Annotated in this window: 15 protein-coding genes and 1 riboswitch; of the genes, 11 read left to right on the top strand and 4 right to left on the bottom strand. The window is 67.3% G+C overall.

The annotated features are described in order from the left end of the window. Position 1: 1 nt before the first annotated feature. From QRN25_RS01820 to QRN25_RS01835, 4 genes are all read right to left on the bottom strand, one after another. The gene (locus tag QRN25_RS01820; protein WP_008833418.1) at positions 2–748 is read right to left on the bottom strand and encodes an ABC transporter ATP-binding protein; all 747 of its coding nucleotides are present in this window, start codon (positions 746–748) and stop codon (positions 2–4) included. Continuing rightward, the gene (locus tag QRN25_RS01825) at positions 745–1710 is read right to left on the bottom strand and encodes a FecCD family ABC transporter permease (protein ID WP_036527275.1); all 966 of its coding nucleotides are present in this window, start codon (positions 1708–1710) and stop codon (positions 745–747) included. Before QRN25_RS01825 ends, QRN25_RS01820 begins: the two co-directional genes overlap by 4 nt. Next, positions 1707–2720 carry an ABC transporter substrate-binding protein gene (locus tag QRN25_RS01830; protein ID WP_285017136.1) on the bottom strand — a complete coding sequence of 338 codons (1014 nt, stop codon included), beginning with the start codon at positions 2718–2720 and terminating at the stop codon, positions 1707–1709. The genes QRN25_RS01825 and QRN25_RS01830 overlap by 4 nt, the downstream gene beginning before the upstream one ends. A gap of 143 nt (positions 2721–2863) precedes the next feature. Continuing rightward, complete coding sequence (locus QRN25_RS01835; RefSeq protein ID WP_285017138.1) at positions 2864–4726, bottom strand: TonB-dependent receptor domain-containing protein; 1863 nt, start codon at positions 4724–4726, stop codon at positions 2864–2866. A gap of 106 nt (positions 4727–4832) precedes the next feature. Further along, a riboswitch (cobalamin riboswitch) is annotated at positions 4833–5024 on the bottom strand. A 287-nt stretch (positions 5025–5311) separates the two neighbouring features. On the opposite strand from QRN25_RS01835, the gene QRN25_RS01840 reads away from it, so the two are divergent. The 11 genes from QRN25_RS01840 to QRN25_RS01890 all read left to right on the top strand — a co-directional run bounded on the left by QRN25_RS01840 (position 5312) and on the right by QRN25_RS01890 (position 18769). Continuing rightward, the gene (locus QRN25_RS01840) at positions 5312–6490 is read left to right on the top strand and encodes a cell wall hydrolase (RefSeq protein ID WP_285017139.1); all 1179 of its coding nucleotides are present in this window, start codon (positions 5312–5314) and stop codon (positions 6488–6490) included. 150 nt (positions 6491–6640) lie between these two features. Continuing rightward, the gene (locus tag QRN25_RS01845; protein ID WP_285017141.1) at positions 6641–6973 is read left to right on the top strand and encodes a hypothetical protein; all 333 of its coding nucleotides are present in this window, start codon (positions 6641–6643) and stop codon (positions 6971–6973) included. A gap of 456 nt (positions 6974–7429) precedes the next feature. Then, positions 7430–8392 (top strand): malate dehydrogenase, encoded by a 963-nt coding sequence (mdh, locus tag QRN25_RS01850; protein ID WP_008832363.1) that lies wholly within the window; start codon positions 7430–7432, stop codon positions 8390–8392. Positions 8393–8528: 136 nt separating this feature from the next. Next, positions 8529–9419, top strand: a complete 891-nt coding sequence (sucD, locus tag QRN25_RS01855) for a succinate--CoA ligase subunit alpha (RefSeq protein WP_008832364.1) — start codon at positions 8529–8531, stop codon at positions 9417–9419. Between the two features lie 328 nt (positions 9420–9747). Further along, positions 9748–12597: a 2-oxoglutarate dehydrogenase E1 component gene (locus tag QRN25_RS01860; protein ID WP_008832365.1), complete on the top strand. Its 2850-nt coding sequence runs from the start codon at positions 9748–9750 to the stop codon at positions 12595–12597. An 8-nt stretch (positions 12598–12605) separates the two neighbouring features. Then, on the top strand, positions 12606–13838 hold the full coding sequence (odhB, locus tag QRN25_RS01865; protein WP_069708157.1) for a 2-oxoglutarate dehydrogenase complex dihydrolipoyllysine-residue succinyltransferase: 1233 nt from the start codon (positions 12606–12608) through the stop codon (positions 13836–13838). A gap of 115 nt (positions 13839–13953) precedes the next feature. After that, on the top strand, positions 13954–15363 hold the full coding sequence (gene lpdA, locus QRN25_RS01870) for a dihydrolipoyl dehydrogenase (RefSeq protein ID WP_036527261.1): 1410 nt from the start codon (positions 13954–13956) through the stop codon (positions 15361–15363). A gap of 212 nt (positions 15364–15575) precedes the next feature. Next, positions 15576–15920: an endonuclease domain-containing protein gene (locus tag QRN25_RS01875; protein WP_285017146.1), complete on the top strand. Its 345-nt coding sequence runs from the start codon at positions 15576–15578 to the stop codon at positions 15918–15920. Between the two features lie 68 nt (positions 15921–15988). Beyond that, the gene (locus tag QRN25_RS01880) at positions 15989–17455 is read left to right on the top strand and encodes a DUF4403 family protein (RefSeq protein ID WP_285017149.1); all 1467 of its coding nucleotides are present in this window, start codon (positions 15989–15991) and stop codon (positions 17453–17455) included. 109 nt (positions 17456–17564) lie between these two features. Then, positions 17565–17990 (top strand): hypothetical protein, encoded by a 426-nt coding sequence (locus tag QRN25_RS01885; RefSeq protein WP_271184636.1) that lies wholly within the window; start codon positions 17565–17567, stop codon positions 17988–17990. Between the two features lie 35 nt (positions 17991–18025). Continuing rightward, on the top strand, positions 18026–18769 hold the full coding sequence (locus tag QRN25_RS01890; protein ID WP_285017151.1) for a TorF family putative porin: 744 nt from the start codon (positions 18026–18028) through the stop codon (positions 18767–18769). The last annotated feature ends 68 nt before the right edge of the window (positions 18770–18837 follow it).

Consider the following 18837-nt stretch of genomic DNA (forward strand, 5'->3'; position numbering starts at 1 on the left):
CTCACCCCAGCGAAAGCGCACGCGCTCCCGGCTCGCCCAACCAGCGGGCCGGACAGCCCCAAACGTTCCGGATGACGTCTTCGGACAGCGCGTGGCCGGGCTCTCCGTCAGCGGCGATCCGTCCCTCGTGCAGCACCATGACGCGATCGGCGTAGTTCATCGCGGTTGCCAGGTCGTGCAGGACCAGCACCACGCCGCGGCCCTGGCGGCCTTGCTCGCGCAGGCGCCCCATCAATGCGAGCGCATGGCCGAGATCGAGATTGGCCAGCGGCTCGTCCGCCAGCAGCCAGGCCGGGCCAGTCGCCAGCACCCGCGCCATCAGCGCCCTCGCCCGCTCACCTCCCGACAGCTGCGAGACGGGTCGTTTCCGGAATGCCTCGAGGTCCATCGTCGCGATCGCGGCATCGATCGCGGTCCGCCCACCGCCCGTCCCTGTATCCTGCCAGGGCAGGCGGCCGAGCCCGACCAGCACTTCGACCGTGACGTCCCACGCCACTTCGGGGCTTTGCGGAAGATAGCCGATGCACTGCGCGCGTTCCCGCGGCGGCACCGCATGCATCACTCGTCCGCCCAGCGCGGCAACGCCGGTATCGGGCTCCACCAGTCCCGCCAGGCAGGACAGCAGCGTCGACTTGCCCGCGCCGTTCGGTCCGCAGATCGCAGTGACTTCCCCCGCATGGATGGTCATCGTCAGGTCGCGCAGCCGTCCCGCGATGCCGAGCCCCACCGTGTTCAGCGTCCCGGTCATGCCAGCCCCCGCCGCATGCGCAGCAGCAGCGCAAGGAAGAACGGCGCGCCGATCAGCGCGAGCGCAATCCCCAGCCGCAGCTCTCCGCCCGCAAGCGGGAGGACGCGGCAGCCGGCATCGGCAACGAGCAGCAGGAGTGCCCCCGCCAGCGCGCTCGGCACCAGCAGCGAGGACGGCCGCCGGTCGGTCAGCGGCCGGACGAGATGGGGCACCATCAGTCCGACGAAGCCGATCACACCCGCCACCGCGACCGCCGCGCCCACCGTCAGGCCCACGCCCGCGATCATCAGCGCCTGTTGTCGCCTCGGCTCGAAGCCCAGCGAACGCGCCGCCGCCTCGCCCAGCGTGAGCGCGTCGAGCCCCCGCCCGGCCGCCAGCAACACTCCGAGTCCCAGCAGCGTCAGCGGCCCGGCAATGACGACCTCGCGCCACGAACGGTCGGCCAGCGCGCCCATCAGCCAGGTCACGATCTCGCTCATCGCGAACGGCGTGGGCGAAAGGCTGATCGCAAGGCTCGTCAGCGCCCCCGCCAGGCTAGAGATCATCAGCCCCGCCATCGTGAACAGTGCGACGCCCGCCTCACGCCCCGCGATCAACGCCAGCAGCGCCATCGCCCCGCCGGCGCCGACGAGAGCGAAGACCGGCAGCAGCCAGACCGACGCGGCATAGCCGGTCCAGAAGCTCAGCACCGCACCCAGCGCCGCGCCCGGCGCGATGCCGAACAGGCCCGGATCGGCGAGCGGATTGCGCAAGTAGCCCTGCATCGCCGCCCCCGCCCCGCCAAGTCCGGCGCCGACGATCAGCGCCAGCAACGCGCGCGGCAGGCGCAAGTACAGCAGGATAACCGAGGCATTGTGTGTGTCGGACGCAAAGGGATCGATCCACACTCGCCCCGCCAGCAGCGACAGCGGCACGGCGAGCGCGAGCAGGACGACGAGGATCGGAATCAGGCGGCGGTTCATGGATGAAGGTCTGCCGTTGTGCCGGGTGCTTCGACAAGCTCAGCATGAGCGGAGCTTGTGCGATTCCCCTCATCCCCGCTCACCCTGAGCTTGTCGAAGGGCCCGAGATGACCTCGGGACCTGGGGTTATCGAGAGATCGCCGCACTTGCGCGAACCGGGCCAGTGCCTTGGGCACGGTCGGCCCGCCGCACCAGATCAGCGAACGGTCGAGCGGCGCGCGGATCATGCCACGGACTTTGGCGAGAGCGGGATGACGCAGCATCCGGTCCTCCTCCCCGGCGGGCGAACCCACGGTGAAGACCACGCGCGGCGGATCGGCCACCACGCGTTCCAGCGGCAGGTAATCGGCCTGAGCAAGCCCGCGCGCGGCAGCGGCATTGGCAAACCCGGCGCGGCGCATGAGATCGGCGATCAGCGTGTGGTCACCCGCGACGATGCCCCCGGATTCCCACAGCAGCGCCTGCACCGGCCGCACGCCGGTCGGCGGCTTGGCACGGGCGACGGCGGCCTCCATCCGCCCGGCCAGTTCCTCCCCTTCCGAACGATTGCCCGCCAGCTTCGCCAGCCGCCGCACTTGCGCGAGCGCTTCGGGAAGGTCGGCGGGAAGCGGCTCGAGCACGACCTCCAGCCCCATGTCGCGCAGGGCCTGCGCGGTGGCCGGCGGCGTGTAGCTGCTCGCCACCACCACGTCAGGTTCGAGCGCGACGACATCCTCCACCGCATCCGACACTTCGGCGAACTGCGCGGCGCGGGCGAGATCCATCGAACTGGCCGAGGGATCGTGGCTATAGTGGGAGATCGCCAGCAGCTGCCCCGGCGACGTCACCTCCGCCAGCACCGCGTCGGTGCAGGGGTTGAGCGAAACGATGCGCGGCCGCACCGATCCCTCGACCGGCGGGTCCGACCACGGCTGGCAGGCGGCGAGCGTCAGGAGCAGCGCGGTAACGACAAGCCACCCGAAGCCCGCTTGCGCTCCCCCTCCGCCGTCATTGCGAGCGCAGCGAAGCAATCCAGGGCCGCGCAAACCTCCCTGGATTGCTTCGCTGCGCTCGCAATGACGAGGGGTCAGGGAACCATTGCAAGGAGGGCGGTCCACGGCCAGCGGTCCCGGAACAAGTCCGGGACGACGCCTGCCGGGAACCGCCCCTTGGCTCACATCTTCACGCGGATGCCGGCATAGGCCGAGCGGCCGGGCGTGCCGTACGTGCGCACCACTTCGTAATGCTCGTCGAACAGGTTCTCGACGCGGCCATAGACCTCGACATTGTGCGTCACCGCGAAGGCGCCGCGCAGGCCCACGACTACGTTGCCACCAACGTACTGCGTGTTCGCGGTATCGTCGTAGCGCCCGCCGCCGACCCGCAGGTCCGCGCCCAGCTTCAGACCGACCGCCCACGCCTTGTCGATGCTGGCGTAGAGATTGCTCTTGGGACGACGCGCCAGCTGCGCGCCGGTGTCCTCGTTGACGGCGTCGAGGTAGGTATAGGCGAGGTTCACGTCGAAGCCCTGCCAGTCGGTCACCTGCATCCCCAGTTCCACACCCTGCGCCCGCGAGCGGCCGACGTTGTAGTAATTGAAGTTCGCAAGGTCGTAGTCGATCAGGTTCTTCGTCTTGCGATCGAAGTAGGTCAGCGTGAAGCGACCGGTCCCTTCGGCGAAAGGCTGCTCGATGCCGACATCCCAGCTCTTCGACGTCTCGGGATCGAGCGCGCGGAAGCCCGCGTTGGTGTAGAGCTGGTAGAGCGAGGGCGCCTTGAAACCCTCGCCGTAGCTGGCCCGCAGGACCGGGGCGCTGTCGCCGCCGCCGATCACCCAGGCGCCGTTGGCAGCGAAGGTCGTGCGGTCGCCGAAGTCCGAGTTGTCGTCGTAGCGCAGGCCGCCGTTCAACGTCAGGCCGGCGAACGGACGCAGCGTCAGGTTGCCGAACAGGCTGTCGATGGTGGTCGAATCCTTCGAGCCGTAATTGTCGTCGAACTTCTGCTTCTCGGTCTCGCCGCCGACCAGTACGCTGGCCTGCTCGATGGGCGCGAAGCTGACCTGGCCCTCGAAGCGCTCGGTGCGGCCGTTGGTGGTGTAGGGGCCGAACACCGCGTCGTCGGAGATGCGGCGCGTGTCGTTGATGCCATAGCCGACGCGCGCGTTCAGCCGCCCGTCGAGGCCCGCATAGCGCAGGTTCGCATAGCCCAGCGTATCGCGCTTCATCCCGACGTTGAGGGCATCGGCGCCGGTGTTGTCGTAGTCGTAGTTCGCCTTGGTATAGAACCCGCCCGCATCGGCCGAGAGGCCGGGCGCGAACTCGATCGAGGCGCGGGCATTGGCGCTCTTGCTCTCGAAGCCGTCCTTCTCGGTGGCGCCGCGGCGCTCGTTGAAGGCCGAGAAGCCGTCGCCCTTGAGCCAGTTTCCGCCCAGCGTCAGCCCGACCGGGCCGACGAGACCCGCCGCCGAGACACTCGCCTGTTTGCGGTCGCGCCAGCCATATTCGGCCTGGCCGCGCGCGGTCCACTGTTCGGTCGGGCGGGCGGTGATGAAGTTGATGACGCCGCCCACCGCGCGGCTGCCCCACAGCACGCCCGAGGACCCGCGCACGACCTCGACGCGGTCGAACTGGCCGATCGGCAGCGCGCCGAAGTCGAAGCCGCCGCCGACGTCGCCGGGATCGTTGATGCGCACACCGTCGATCAGCACCAGCGACTGCGCGTTCTCGGCACCGCGCACGAAAACGCTCGCGGGCTGGCCGAAACCGCCCGACTGCACGGTCGAGATGCCGGGGATGCGGGCAAGCACGTCAGTGGCGGTGGTCGCCTGCGTGCGCTCGATCTGGTCGCGGGTGACGACGCTGACGGACTGGCCGACCTGTGTGATCGGGGTCGGCTCACGGGTCGCGGTGACGGTGATGTCGGTGCGCGCCATCGCACGGTCGCCCGCCGCCATTTGCTCGCCGATCGCAACCGCGTCCTGTGCCAGCGCAGGCGTACTCACCGCAAGCGCGGTGCCGAGCAGAAACAGATACTTCATATGTCCTCCGAACCTTTGAACGTGCTTGTGCCGTTCACGGCGGAGGCATGCGCGCCTTCCTCATCGCGCGTCACACTCGCTGCATCCGGAAGAACCCCGTCCGGCTGCGGAACGACCGTCTCGGGCAGGTCTCCTGGCTCCCGGATCGTCAGTCGCGCCATCCGCCTTCCCGGCCCTCATACGGGCCAGTGGCATGGTGGAGGCGGCCTCCCCGGTCACAGTTGCGGGGGCAGCGCCGGTATTCGCACCCGGCTTCCCTCTTAGGCCCTTGCGGGCAACCCATGACGTAACCGCGCGGATAGTGCGGCATACAGGGGTTGGCAAGCGTTCGTCGTCCCGGACTTGATCCGGGGCCGGTGGCGGTCTTTAGGCTCGAGCCATGGGCAAGGCGCCACGCCGCAAGGACAGCCGTTCACGGCCAGCGGTCCCGGATCAAGTCCGGGACGACAGGGCGCAGCCAAATCTTAAGCCCTTATGCGTACAGAGCGTGGCTGTACCGCAACGGGACGGCCCGGAATGCCCGGATGCGCGCGCACCGGACACAGGCTAGGCCGGTGCTGCCGAATTGCGGCCGAAAGGAACCGAGTGAGCCCTGCCCCTTCCATTCCCGGACCAGACGCCGCCCCGGCGCCGGTGATGGATTCGCAAGGCGCTCCGTTCGAACGCCCGCGCGATTTCGTCGGCCGCTACCCGCGCCGCGCCCGCGGTGTCGGGCACCGCCCGGTCGTCCTGCGCCGCCGCTGGACCTTTGCAGTGACCGCGCTCGCCGCCGTCGCCCTTCCCGCCTTCGCCGCGCCGGAAGGCTGGGACAGCTTCGCCATCGCCGACGCCGCCCCGCAAGGCGCCGAAGCACTGCCCATGCCGTTCGAGCAGGCGGGCGCCAGCTTCCCCGGCTCGGCCTTCTATTACCTCGAAGCCGAGAAGGCCCCGCTTCAGGTCGGCGAAGGCATCCGCTCCGACGCCGACGACAGCGTCTCGGGCCCGCTGGCTACCGCGCGGCCGATCTACATCGACAACTCCGGCGTCGACCGCACCCGCGCGCTGCAGTGCATGACCGCCGCGATCTACTACGAAGCCGCGAGCGAGCCCGACGCGGGCCAGCGCGCGGTGGCGCAGGTCGTGCTCAACCGCATGGCCCACCCGGCTTATCCCAAGACCGTCTGCGGCGTCGTCTACGAGGGGTCGGAACGTTCGACCGGCTGCCAGTTCTCGTTCACCTGCGACGGCTCGCTCGCCCGCCGCCCGCAGCGCATGTTCTGGGACCGCGCCGAAAACGTCGCGCGCCAGGCGCTGGCAGGCTACGTCTACACGCCGATCGGCCTCGCCACGCATTATCATACTGTCCAGGTGCACCCCTACTGGGCGCCGAGCCTGCAATACCTTTCCACCATCGGCGCGCACCGCTTCTACGCGCTGCGCGGCGCGGCGGGCAGCGCGGCGACGTTCCGTTTCGCCTACCTCGGCGGCGAGCCGATGGCCGCTCCGCACCGCCATGACGACAGCGCCGATGCCGCCGCTGCAGCAGCGGCGCTCGACCCGCTCGCCGTCCAGCGCGCATTCGGCACGGCCCAGCCCGCGAAGGCGGAGCCGGTCGCGCAGGCAACCAGCCCGACCACGCCCATCCAGCCCAGCCCCGCCTATTCCAGCGAAGTGCAGCAGCGCGGCGGGGATTCGCTCTATACCGCCCGGAATCTGCCGGGTTCGCAGGGCATCAAGGCCGAGTACGCAAACTCCGGCCGCTGGATCACCCAGCCCGCAAATTGAAGATAATCGATTGCAACGGAGGCACCCGGGGAATGTCCCTAGGTGGTATCGTCAAGACTTGAGAAACCACGTCCCTGCATGATGGGTTCATCGCTGCCGGGGTAGAGGGTTGATCCGTCGACACCCACCAAGAAGAGAGACTATCCGCCCATGACCATCCGCTTCGCCGCCGCCATGAACGGGACGATGCCGGCCATTGCCGGAGTGCTCTGCACCGGCGCGCCGCTGGGCGCGGTCAACGACAATGCGGGAACGCGCCCATCCCTGCGCACCGTTGCCAAGGCGACCGCCATCGACGCAGGTATCGCCGAGGCCCTCATGCATTTCGCCCGGCACGGCCTCGCCGCCGCCGAGCAGGCCCGCATAGAGGCCGAAGCCGCCCACGATCGCGGCGACACGAGCGCGCGCGCCCGCTGGCTCGGCATCTGCCGCCACCTCGACCGCCGCATGGCCGCCGCTCTGGCAAAGCGCCTCGCGAGTTGAACGCTTAATCCTCCCTGTCGCGAAGCGATGGGGAGGTGGCAGTCGCGAAGCGACTGACGGAGGGGTGGGTTGCAATCCCCCTCCACCACCGACTACGTCGGCGGTCCCCCTCCCCATCGCTTCGCGACAGGGAGGATGAGAGTTTCGACGAGTCGCACCCAAAGCGACTTGCGCTCGCCATATCCCCGTTCGATACCATCCCCAGCGCCGCTAAACCCTTTCGCAACATTGCCGACAGGTGAACAAACAGGCGATTTCCGCCATTTCACCCCCTTTATTGCAATTGCGAACTATTATCAGATAAAAGCTGATGCAAAGACCCCTTTGCCGGTTGCAATGGTCTTCCAAGGGGCGTAGGGCCGCCCTCGCAAACACCGGCACCTGCCATTTGCGGGATTAGCGCAGGCCGCCTTGAAGTCCGAGAAATCCCGCCCTCGGGAAGGACACGAACGGATCATGGCTCGTAAGAAGATTGCCCTTATCGGCGCCGGCAACATCGGCGGTACGCTGGCGCACCTCGCGGCGCAGAAGGAACTGGGCGACATCGTCCTGTTCGACGTCGCTGAAGGTCTCCCGCAGGGCAAGGCTCTCGATCTCTCGCAGTGTGGTCCGGTCGAAGGCTTCGACGCCAAGATCACCGGCACCAACGACTATGCCGACATTGCCGGCGCCGACGTCATCATCGTCACCGCCGGTGTCGCCCGCAAGCCCGGCATGAGCCGCGACGACCTGCTCGGCATCAACCTCAAGGTGATGAAGTCGGTCGGCGAAGGCATCGCCGCCAACGCACCCGACGCTTTCGTGATCTGCATCACCAACCCGCTCGACGCGATGGTCTGGGCGCTGCGCGAATTCTCGGGCCTGCCGCACAACAAGGTCGTCGGCATGGCCGGCGTTCTGGACTCGGCCCGCTTCTCGACCTTCCTGGCATGGGAATTCGGCGTCTCGATCCGCGACGTGAACACCTTCGTGCTCGGTGGCCACGGCGACACCATGGTCCCGGTCGTGCAGTACTCGACCGTCAACGGCATCCCGGTTCCGGACCTCATCAAGATGGGCCGCACCACGCAGGAAAAGATCGACGCGATCGTGCAGCGCACCCGTTCGGGCGGCGGCGAGATCGTCGGCCTGCTGAAGACCGGCTCGGCGTTCTACGCACCGGCCGCCTCGGGCATCGCCATGGCCGAAGCCTACCTGGGCGACCAGAAGCGCATCCTGCCCGTCGCGGCTTATGTCGATGGCCAGTACGGCGTTGACGGCCTCTACGTCGGCGTGCCCGCAGTCATCGGCGCGAACGGCGTGGAGGAAGTCGTCGAGATCGAACTGGACGAGGAAGCCAAGGGCAACCTCCAGGTCTCGGTCGACGCGGTCAAGGAATTGCTGGTCGCCTGCAAGGGCATCGACGGCACCCTCGCCTGAGTTTTTGAATACCGCCCCCGCGACTGCCCCTCATTGTTGATACTCTCACAATGATGGGTAGCGCGGGGGCAAAATAGTTTCTTGGAACCTCCCCGGCCCAATCCGGCTGCTTCCACGATCAGGAACAGGAAAACCGATGTCGATCCTCGTTAACAAGAACACCAAGGTCATCACCCAGGGCATGACCGGCGCGACCGGCAGCTTCCACACCCAGGCTGCGCTCGACTACGGCACGCAGATGGTCGCGGGCGTGACCCCCGGCAAGGGCGGCCAGACCCACATCGGTCTGCCCCAGTACAACTCGGTCCACGAAGCCAAGGCTGCCACCGGCGCCAACGCCTCGTGCGTCTACGTGCCGCCATTCGGCGCCGCCGACGCGATCCTCGAGGCGATCGACGCCGAGATCGAACTGATCATCTGCATCACCGAGGGCATCCCCGTTCTCGACATGGTGCCCGTGAAGCGCGCCCTCACCGGCTCGAAGTCGCGCCTGATCGGCCCGAACTGCCCCGGCGTCCTGACCCCCAACGAGTGCAAGATCGGCATCATGCCCGGCAGCATCTTCTCGCAGGGTTCGGTCGGCGTCGTCTCGCGCTCGGGTACGCTGACCTATGAAGCCGTGTTCCAGACCACCGCGGCGGGCCTCGGCCAGACCACGGCTGTCGGCATCGGCGGCGACCCGGTCAACGGCACCAACTTCATCGACATGCTCGAACTCTTCCTCGCTGACGAAGCCACCAAGTCGATCATCATGATCGGCGAAATCGGCGGCTCGGCCGAAGAAGAAGCCGCGCAGTTCCTCAAGGACGAAGCCAAGCGCGGCCGTCGCAAGCCGATGGCGGGCTTCATCGCCGGTCGTACGGCTCCTCCGGGCCGCCGCATGGGCCACGCCGGTGCGATCGTCTCGGGCGGCCAGGGCGGCGCCGAGGAAAAGATCGCGGCGATGGAAGAAGCCGGCATCAAGGTTTCGGCCAGCCCCTCGCTGCTCGGCGAGACGCTGGTGGAAGCCATCAAGGCTTTCGCCTGACGAATTGAGGACGGATCATCGTGACCACTCCCGTCATTGCGAGCGTAGCGAAGCAACCCAGGGCGGTTTACGCCGCGCTGGATTGCCGCGCCCCTTCGGGGCTCGCAATGACGAAGGGGGTTTAGTGATCCGGCCTTGAGGTGCCCATCGCGGCGCGGTTTCACGGAACTGCATCGCGATGTGGCGCTTACCATGACGCGCAAGGGGCATCCGGTCCCGGCGTGAGTACCTAGCGGACTAGCGGCCCTCCCTCCCCGGAAAAATCCGTCAGCCCGCCAAACTGAAAACGTCGGACAACCCTGTCCGGGCGTGGCGATAGGTGATTCCTATGGGCGACGAGAGTTTCGATTTCACCCCGGACGCGGCACTGGACGAAGTTCAGGCCGGTCCCAGCTGGCAGCGCGGCAACTGGCCCCTCGTCGGCGGCGATGCCGAGGACGACTGGACGCAGGGACTTGATCCCACCGTCCTGAAGGCCGAGATCAAGAAGGCGGCCGCGAAAGGCGGCGCCCCGATCGACCAGTCCCGCATAGACGAAGCGGCGGCCGATGCAATCCGCGCGATGATGCTGATCCGCACCTATCGCGTGCGCGGTCACCTCGCGGCGGACCTCGACCCGCTCGGCCTCAACCAGCGCAAGCTGCCTGCCGACCTGACGCCGGAATACCACGGCTTCGCCGGCGCCGCGCAGGACCGCAAGGTCTACGTCGGCGGCGCGCTCGGCCTCGAGTGGACGACCGTGCGCGAGATCGTGCAGATCCTGCGCGCCAACTACTGCGGCAAGGTCGGCCTCGAATACATGCACATCTCGGACACGGAGGAGCGCCGCTTCCTCCAGGACCGGATGGAAGGCGCGAACAAGGAAATCGAGTTCACGCCGGAAGGCAAGAAGGCGATCCTTGCGGCCGTCGTGCGCGGCGAGCAGTACGAGAAGTTCCTCGGCAAGAAGTACGTCGGCACCAAGCGCTTCGGCCTGGATGGCGGCGAGTCGATGATCCCTGCCCTCGAGGCGGTGATAAAGTACGGCGGCCAGCTCGGCGTGAAGGAAATCGTCTACGGCATGGCTCACCGCGGCCGCCTGAACGTCCTCGCGAACGTGATGGCCAAGCCCTACAAGGTGATCTTCCACGAATTCTCAGGGGGGACCGCGAACCCCGAGGACGTGGGCGGCTCGGGCGACGTGAAGTACCACCTCGGCACTTCGACGGACCGCGAGTTCGACGGCACCAAGGTTCACATGAGCCTGATGCCGAACCCCTCGCACCTCGAAACCGTCGATCCGGTCGTGCTCGGCAAGGTCCGCGCCTACCAGCAGATCGCGGACGACATCGGCGACGACGTCGGCCCGAACGCCAAGCACAAGCAGGTGCTGCCGGTCCTCATCCACGGTGACGCGGCCTTCGCGGGCCAGGGCATCATCTGGGAGTGCTTCGGCCTCTCGGGCGTGAAGGGCTACAACACCGGCGGCTGCGTCCACTTCATCATCAACAACCAGATCGGCTTCACGACGAGCCCGCAGTTCGCGCGCAACTCGCCGTATCCCTCGGACGTCGCCAAGGGCGTCCAGGCGCCGATCCTGCACGTCAACGGCGACGATCCGGCAGCCGTGACGTTCGCCTGCAAGCTGGCGATCGACTACCGCCAGACCTTCGGCCGCGACATCGTGATCGACATGTGGTGCTACCGCCGCTTCGGCCACAACGAGGGCGACGAGCCGGGCTTCACCCAGCCGCTGATGTATCAGAAGATCCGCCAGCACCCGCCGGTGTCGAAGATCTATTCCGACAAGCTGAAGTCGGAAGGCGTCATCGACGATGCGTTCCTGACGCAGACCGAGGCCGCGTTCACCGAGCATCTCGAAGAGCAGTTCGAGGCGGCCAAGACCTACAAGGCGAACCAGGCCGACTGGTTCTCCGGTCAGTGGAGCGGCTTCCACAAGCCCGCCGACCCCGAGACCGCGCGCCGCAACGTCGATACCAAGGTCGAGCCCAAGCTGTTCGAAAGCCTGGGCCGTACCCTGACGACCGTTCCTGCGGACCTCACCGTCCACAAGACGCTCGCCCGCGTGCTCGCCGCCAAGGAAGAGATGTTCAAGTCGGGCGAAGGCTTCGACTGGGCGACGGCGGAGGCACTCGCCTTCGGCAGCCTCGTCTCGGAAGGCTACGGCGTTCGCCTGTCGGGCCAGGACTGCGGCCGCGGTACGTTCTCGCAGCGCCACGCGGTGTGGACCGACCAGACCGACGAGCGCAAGTACGTGCCCCTCACCACGCTGCCGCACGGCCGCTTCGAGGTGCTGGATTCGACGCTGTCGGAATACGGCGTGCTCGGCTTCGAGTACGGCTTCGCCAGCGCCGATCCGAAGACGCTGGTGCTGTGGGAAGCGCAGTTCGGTGACTTCGCCAACGGCGCGCAGATCATCATCGACCAGTACGTCGCATCGGCGGAGTCCAAGTGGCTGCGCGCGAACGGCCTGGTGATGCTGCTGCCGCACGGTTACGAAGGCCAGGGACCCGAGCACTCCTCGGCCCGTCTGGAGCGTTACCTGCAGCTCTGCGCGCAGGACAACATCCAGGTCTGCAACATCACCAGCCCGGCGAACTACTTCCACGTTCTTCGCCGCCAGATGCGCCGTCCGTTCCGCAAGCCGCTCGTCATCATGACCCCCAAGTCGCTGCTCCGCCACCCGCTGGCGAAGTCCTCGGCGAAGGAGTTCCTCGAAGGCGACTTCAAGCGCATCCTCTCCGACCCCAAGGGTTCGGCCGACGAGGCGACCAAGAAGGTCGTGCTGTGTTCGGGCAAGGTCTTCTACGACCTGCTCGAAGCGCGCGACGCCGCCGAGATCGACGACACCCAGATCATCCGCATCGAGCAGCTCTACCCCTTCCCGGGCGAACCGCTGGCCAAGCGTCTGTCGAAGATGCCGAACCTCGAAGAGATCGTCTGGTGCCAGGAAGAGCCGAAGAACAACGGTTCCTGGTTCTTCGTCGAACCGCTGGTCGAGGCCGCCGCCGTCGAGGCGGGCGTCAAGGCTCCGCGTCCGCGCTATGCGGGTCGCTCGGCCTCGGCCTCCCCGGCCACCGGCCTCGCCAAGCGCCACACCGCCGAACAGGCGGCGCTGGTCGCCGACGCGCTGCATCTTTCCGTCCGTTCCGAACTCCGTCGCAAGCAGAAGGCTTGAGATAAATCATGACCACCGAAGTCAAGGTCCCCGTCCTTGGGGAATCCGTCGCCGAAGCCACCATCGGCCAGTGGCTGAAGCAGCCCGGCGAAGCCGTTGCCGCTGACGAGCCCATCGCCAGCCTCGAGACCGACAAGGTCGCGATCGACGTCATGGCGCCCCACGCGGGCACCATGGGCCAGCAGCTGGTGGCCGAAGGCGACACCGTCGTCGTCGGCGCGCTGATCGCCACGATCGAAGAAGGCGCCGGCGCTCCGGCGGCTGCCAAGCCCGCCGCTGCCGCTCCGGCCGCCTCGGCACCTGCCCCGACCCCGGCTCCCGCAGCCGCTCCTGCGGCTGACGAAGCCTCGGCCGGTGCATCGGTCCTCTCGCCGGCCGTGCGCCGCGCGATCCTGGAGCACGGCATCGACCCCGCGTCGATCAAGGGCACCGGCAAGGACGGCCGCATCACCAAGGACGACGTCCTCGAAGCCGCCAAGAACAAGCCCGCCGCCTCGGCGCCTGCTGCCTCGGTCCCGGCTGCTGCCGCTGCTCCCGCCGCGCGCGGCGAAGAGCGCGTGAAGATGACGCGCCTGCGCCAGACGATCGCCAAGCGCCTCAAGTCCGCCCAGGACAACGCCGCCCTCCTCACCACCTTCAACGACGTCGACATGTCGGCCGTCATCGAGGCGCGTGAGAAGTACAAGGACGTGTTCCAGAAGAAGCACGGCATCAAGCTGGGCTTCATGTCGTTCTTCGCCAAGGCTTCGGTCCTGGCGCTGAAGGACATTCCGGCCGTCAACGCGCAGATCGACGGCGACCAGATCGTCTACCACGACTACGTCGACATCTCGATCGCGGTCTCGGCCCCGAACGGCCTCGTCGTCCCCGTCGTCAAGGACTGCGACAAGCTGGGCTTCGCAGGGATCGAAAAGGCCATCGCGAACTTCGGCAAGAAGGCCAAGGAAGGCACGCTGACCATGGCCGACATGGCCGGCGGCACCTTCACCATCTCGAACGGCGGCGTGTTCGGTGGCCTCATGTCCACCCCGATCATCAACCCGCCGCAGTCGGCGGTGCTGGGCCTCCACCGCATCGAGGACCGCGCTGTGGTCCGTAACGGCGAGATCGTGATCCGCCCGATGATGTACATCGCGCTGTCCTACGACCACCGCCTGATCGACGGCCGCGAGGCGGTCACCGCGCTCAAGACCATCAAGGAAGCGATCGAAGACCCCACCCGTCTGCTGATCGACCTCTGAGACTGACAAGCCCCGCCCGCCCCGAACTCTGGTCGGGCGGGGTTTTCACTTGCGCTGAAACGATTATTACCGCTCGTGACTGATTGTGCGAAGCACGAGCGTGAGGAGGCCTACAATGGCTGATTACGACTACGACGTCCTTGTCATCGGTGCCGGCCCCGGCGGTTATGTCGCGGCGATCCGCGCAGCGCAGCTGGGCCTGAAGACCGCCTGCGCCGAAGGGCGCGAGACGCTGGGCGGCACCTGCCTCAACGTCGGCTGCATCCCCTCGAAGGCCCTGCTCCACGCTTCGGAATACTTCGAGGCGGCCAAGGGCGGCGCGATGGCCGCGATGGGCATCAAGGTCACCCCCGAACTCGACCTGCCCACCATGCAGGGCCAGCGCCTCGACGCGATCAAGGGCCTGACCGGCGGCATCGAGTTCCTGTTCAAGAAGAACAAGGTCGACTGGCTCAAGGGCTACGCCCAGTTCAAGGACGCGCACAGCGTCGAGGTCGCGGGCAAGACCGTGACCGCCAAGAACATCGTCATCGCCACCGGCTCGTCGGTCACCCCGCTCCCGGGCGTCGAGATCGACAACGAAGGCGGCGTGGTGGTTGACTCCACCGGCGCGCTGGAACTGGCTTCGGTGCCGAAGAAGATGGTCGTCATCGGCGGCGGCGTGATCGGCCTGGAACTGGGCTCGGTGTGGCGTCGTCTCGGCGCGGAAGTCACCGTGGTCGAGTTCCTCGACCAGCTGCTCCCCGGCATGGATGGCGACGTCCGCAAGGAAGCCGCCAAGATCTTCAAGAAGCAGGGCATGGCGCTCAAGCTCGGCACCAAGGTCACCGGCGTGACCGTGGCCGAAGTGAATGGGGGCAAGAGCGCCAAGGTCACCGTCGAGCCCGCCAAGGGTGGTGACGCCGAAGTGATCGAGGCCGACGTCGTCCTCGTCTCGATCGGCCGTCGTCCGAACACCGAGGGCCTCGGCCTCGGCAACATCGGCCTCGAACTGAACGCCCGCGCGCAGATCGAGACCGACCACGACTTCGCCACCAAGGTGGACGGCGTCTGGGCGATCGGCGACGTGATCCCCGGCCCGATGCTCGCGCACAAGGCCGAGGACGAAGGCATCGCCGTCGCCGAGAACATCGCGGGCCTGACCGGCATCGTGAACCACGACGTCATCCCCGGCGTGGTCTACACCCAGCCCGAGATCGCGGGCGTGGGCCTGACCGAGGAAGCCGCCAAGGAGCGCGGTGCGATCAAGGTCGGCAAGTTCCCGATGCTGGCGAACTCGCGCGCCAAGACCAACCACGAGCCCGACGGCTTCGTGAAGGTCATCGCCGATGCCGAGACCGACCGCGTGCTCGGCGTGTGGTGCATCGCCTCGGTGGCGGGCACGATGATCGCACAAGCCGCGCAGGCCATGGAATTCGGCGCGACCTCGGAAGACATCGCCTACACCTGCCACGCGCACCCGACACACTCGGAAGCGATCAAGGAAGCCGCGATGGCGGTGACGGGCAAGCCGATCCACATGTGATCGGGTTTCCGTGCTGAACGATTGGGGCCGGTGCGAAAGCGCCGGCCTTTTTCGTTTGTGTTTAGGCCCCCTCCACCACCCGCTGTGCGGGCGGTCCCCCTCCCCATCCCTGCGGGACAGGGAGGATTAAGGCATTCTAACTTCCTATCCTCCCTGTTGCGAAGCAATGGGGAGGGGGACCGCCGACGCAGTCGGTGGTGGAGGGGGACAGCATGCCGCCAATCCAGACGATCCGTCGCGCGCGCAAACTCCGCCGCATCATGACCCCGCCGGAAATCATCCTCTGGCAACACCTGCGCCGCTCTCCCATGGGCCTGAAGTTCCGCCGCCAGCATCCGATCGGCCCCTACGTGCTCGACTTCTACTGCCCCTCCGCAAAGACCGGAATCGAGATCGACTGCGCGGTTCACGACATGGGCGAGAACCCCGAGCACGACCTCCATCGCGGCGCCTGGCTGTGCGAACACGGCATCGCCATCATCCGCATCCCCGCCCGCGAGGTGCTGCGCACACCTGAAACCGCCGTCGCCGCACTCGTAAGCACCTGCCGACGATAACCTGAATTGGAACCCTCCAGCCGCTCGCGAATTTCACCGCGACTATGGTTCCACGGGGCGTTCCACGCATGGCCTTGCGCATTATCCTGCCGGTTCTGGCGGGCACCCTCGCACTCACCGCCTGCAAGCGCGAACGCTTCCAGCCTCCGCCGCGCGCCCACGACGAAATCCGGATCGAACCGCAGGCGTCGCTCATCACCGTCCCGGTCACGGCGGACCTCACCGAACTCGCCGCCGCGCTCGACCGGGAGATACCCCGCACCCTCTGGACCATCGACAAGCCCGGCCAGACTTGCGTGAAGTCGAAGCAGGTCGATCTCGGCATCACCACCCTCAAGACCCCGGCGCTCAAGTGCCGGATCGTCGGGGACGTGACCCGCGGCCCGATGACTTTCGCCGGGCGCGGCAAGGAAATCCGGCTGACAATGCCGCTCCACGCCGTCCTGCGCGCCGAGGACATCGGCGGCATGCTCAAGCGCGAGACCGCAACCGCCGACGCCGTGGCGGAAGCCACCGTGCGCATCACTCTCGCCGACGACTGGACGCCGCGCGGCACCGTGGACATCCGCTACGACTGGACCAACTCGCCGCATGCGCAGTTCCTCGGCCAGCGCATCGACTTCACCGAAAAGGCCGACCGCAAGCTGGCGCCGGTGATCGCCAGGCTGGAGCGTGAACTGCCCGGCCAGCTCGGCCGCCTGCAACTGCGCCGCCAGGTCGAGCAGGCGTGGAACTCGGCCTTCACCACCCTGTCGCTCAACCGCGAGAACCCGCCGGTGTGGATGCGCGTGAAACCCACCGAACTGCAGTACGGCGGCTACGAACTCGACGGCAAACGTATGCTGCTGCGCCTCGGCGTGAAGGCGGTGACCGAAACCTTCGTCGGTCGGCGTCCCGAAGATCCCGCGCCGACCCCGCTGCCGCCGGTCAAGCCGTTGCAAGCACAGGCCGGTCGCCTCGCCTTCTTCATCCCGGTCGTCGCCGATTACCATGAACTGGAACCGGTGCTGATGAAGGCGCTGCGCAAGCGCTCCACACTGCCCTTCGCGGTGCCCGGCGTCGGCCCGGTGCGTACCGATTTCCACAAGGCCACGATCTACGGCACCACCGGCGGACGCATCGCCGTCGGCCTCGATTTCACCGCGCGTGACGAGGCGGGCAAGCTGGGCGCGACCAAAGGCACCGTCTGGATGACCGGCGTGCCCGTCAACGCCGAGGATTCGCGCCAGATCGGCTTCGAACAGTTCGAAGTCAGCGGCACCACCGACATGCGCGGCGGCGACCTGATCCTGCGCCTCGCCAACACGCCGGGCATGAGCGCGACGATCGCGGGCGCGCTGGCGCAGAATTTCGAGAAGGATTATGGCAAACTCCTCGGCAAGATCGGCCGCGCGATCGAGGACAAGCGCGAAGGCGACCTCGTCATCCGCGCCGAGGTGACACGCACCCGCACCGGACGTATCCAGGCGGCAGGCCGCGGCCTCTATCTGCCGGTCTGGGCGGACGGCACCGCCTCGATTACCGTAAAGCGCTGAACAGAGATCATCACCGTTCGGCAACAAGCGGGCAGCAATTGCCTCCTACCTCCGATTGCACAAGGATTGTGCATTATTGCCTAATATTTAGGCATTTTTGGGAGGAACCATGAGCCTGATCGCCCTTGCCGCTTTCGCTGCCGCCACCGCCGCCGCGCCTGTCCATAGCGTGAGCCTCGACCACCGCGGCAGCACTTACAGCATCGACTACCGCGCCCGTGTCGAGACCAGCATGCGCACCATCGGCATTGCCCCGCCCGCACGCCAGAGCACGCAGCGCTGCGTGATGACCGCAAGTGTCTCGGTCGAACGCGTCATCGCCGATGGCGCCCATGCCCTGACCGCAGCGCTGCCCGGCAAGGAGACTTTCACCCGCCAGCTACCCGGCGACTGCCGCAGCCGCGACGCCCAGCTCGCGCGGCTCGTCGATGACAAGACGCCCGCCATCGCCGCGCATCTGGCCGAAGCCGCAAGCACCGACCGCGAGCATGCCCTCGCCGCCATCGACGCCGCGCATCACTTCGCCGCGAATTGACGGACAGACACGGGAAAGACTGCTAGATCAATCGCATGCGATATATCTTCTGCCTGGCCGTCGCGATCTGCGGCGGCCTCGTTTTTTCTGACGCCCATGCGCAGTCAGCCGGTTCCACCCTGTCCTTCGAGGCCGAAACCGATCACCGCGACCGGGGCCTGAGCAGCAGCGGCGGCAAGGCCGCGCTCGGCGCCTCGGCCTCGGTGCCGCTGACATACGACCTTGGGATCGACTTCGACGCGGTGACCCTGCGCGATGCCGCACGCCATGGCGGCGCCGATCTCGGCCTGACGGTCGCGCCGCGCTATACCTTGCGCAGCGGGGGCTGGGATTTCTCCGCCGGTCTGCGCGGCAATGTCTTCGTCGGCCATTCGGGGACGAGTTATGGCGAACTGACCGGCGAAGTCGCGCGCACGCTCGGCCCGGCGCAGCTGGTGCTAGGCGCCGCCTTCGCGCCCTCGCAGGATGCCATCGGCGGCAGCAACCTCTACCTCGACGCCCAGCTTTCGGCGAGCATTCCGGGCACGCCGGTGACGCTTTACGGCGGGGTCGGCCACACCAGCGGCTCCTCCAACGGCGATCCGCGCGCGTTACGCCTGCGTCCGGGCGGGGACTACCTCGATCACCACGTCGGGGCCGAGTACACTGACTCCAACTACGCATTGGGGCTGCGCTATTCCGGCACCTCGATCGGGAAGGACGAGGTCGATCCGGTCTCTCGCTGGACCGACCGCCATTACGGCGAGCGGGTGATGGCCTATTTCCGCTTCACGCCGTGATGCGCCTCGCCTGCTTCCGGCAGCGGTTCCGACCCTCTCCGATTGACCAGATGCGCCCCATGCGTCGC

It is taken from the genome of Novosphingobium sp. fls2-241-R2A-195, assembly GCF_030209485.1.
GTDB lineage: Bacteria > Pseudomonadota > Alphaproteobacteria > Sphingomonadales > Sphingomonadaceae > Novosphingobium > Novosphingobium resinovorum.

Coding starts and splice junctions, on each gene's coding strand:
- QRN25_RS01880 (WP_285017149.1), top strand. CDS start 15,989: ATGGCCTTGCGCATTATCCTGCCGGTTCTGGCGGGCACCCTCGCACTC.
- QRN25_RS01820 (WP_008833418.1), bottom strand. CDS start 748: ATGACCGGGACGCTGAACACGGTGGGGCTCGGCATCGCGGGACGGCTG.
- odhB (WP_069708157.1), top strand. CDS start 12,606: ATGACCACCGAAGTCAAGGTCCCCGTCCTTGGGGAATCCGTCGCCGAA.
- QRN25_RS01890 (WP_285017151.1), top strand. CDS start 18,026: ATGCGATATATCTTCTGCCTGGCCGTCGCGATCTGCGGCGGCCTCGTT.
- sucD (WP_008832364.1), top strand. CDS start 8,529: ATGTCGATCCTCGTTAACAAGAACACCAAGGTCATCACCCAGGGCATG.
- QRN25_RS01860 (WP_008832365.1), top strand. CDS start 9,748: ATGGGCGACGAGAGTTTCGATTTCACCCCGGACGCGGCACTGGACGAA.
- QRN25_RS01845 (WP_285017141.1), top strand. CDS start 6,641: ATGACCATCCGCTTCGCCGCCGCCATGAACGGGACGATGCCGGCCATT.
- QRN25_RS01875 (WP_285017146.1), top strand. CDS start 15,576: ATGCCGCCAATCCAGACGATCCGTCGCGCGCGCAAACTCCGCCGCATC.
- lpdA (WP_036527261.1), top strand. CDS start 13,954: ATGGCTGATTACGACTACGACGTCCTTGTCATCGGTGCCGGCCCCGGC.
- mdh (WP_008832363.1), top strand. CDS start 7,430: ATGGCTCGTAAGAAGATTGCCCTTATCGGCGCCGGCAACATCGGCGGT.
- QRN25_RS01885 (WP_271184636.1), top strand. CDS start 17,565: ATGAGCCTGATCGCCCTTGCCGCTTTCGCTGCCGCCACCGCCGCCGCG.
- QRN25_RS01835 (WP_285017138.1), bottom strand. CDS start 4,726: ATGAAGTATCTGTTTCTGCTCGGCACCGCGCTTGCGGTGAGTACGCCT.
- QRN25_RS01825 (WP_036527275.1), bottom strand. CDS start 1,710: ATGAACCGCCGCCTGATTCCGATCCTCGTCGTCCTGCTCGCGCTCGCC.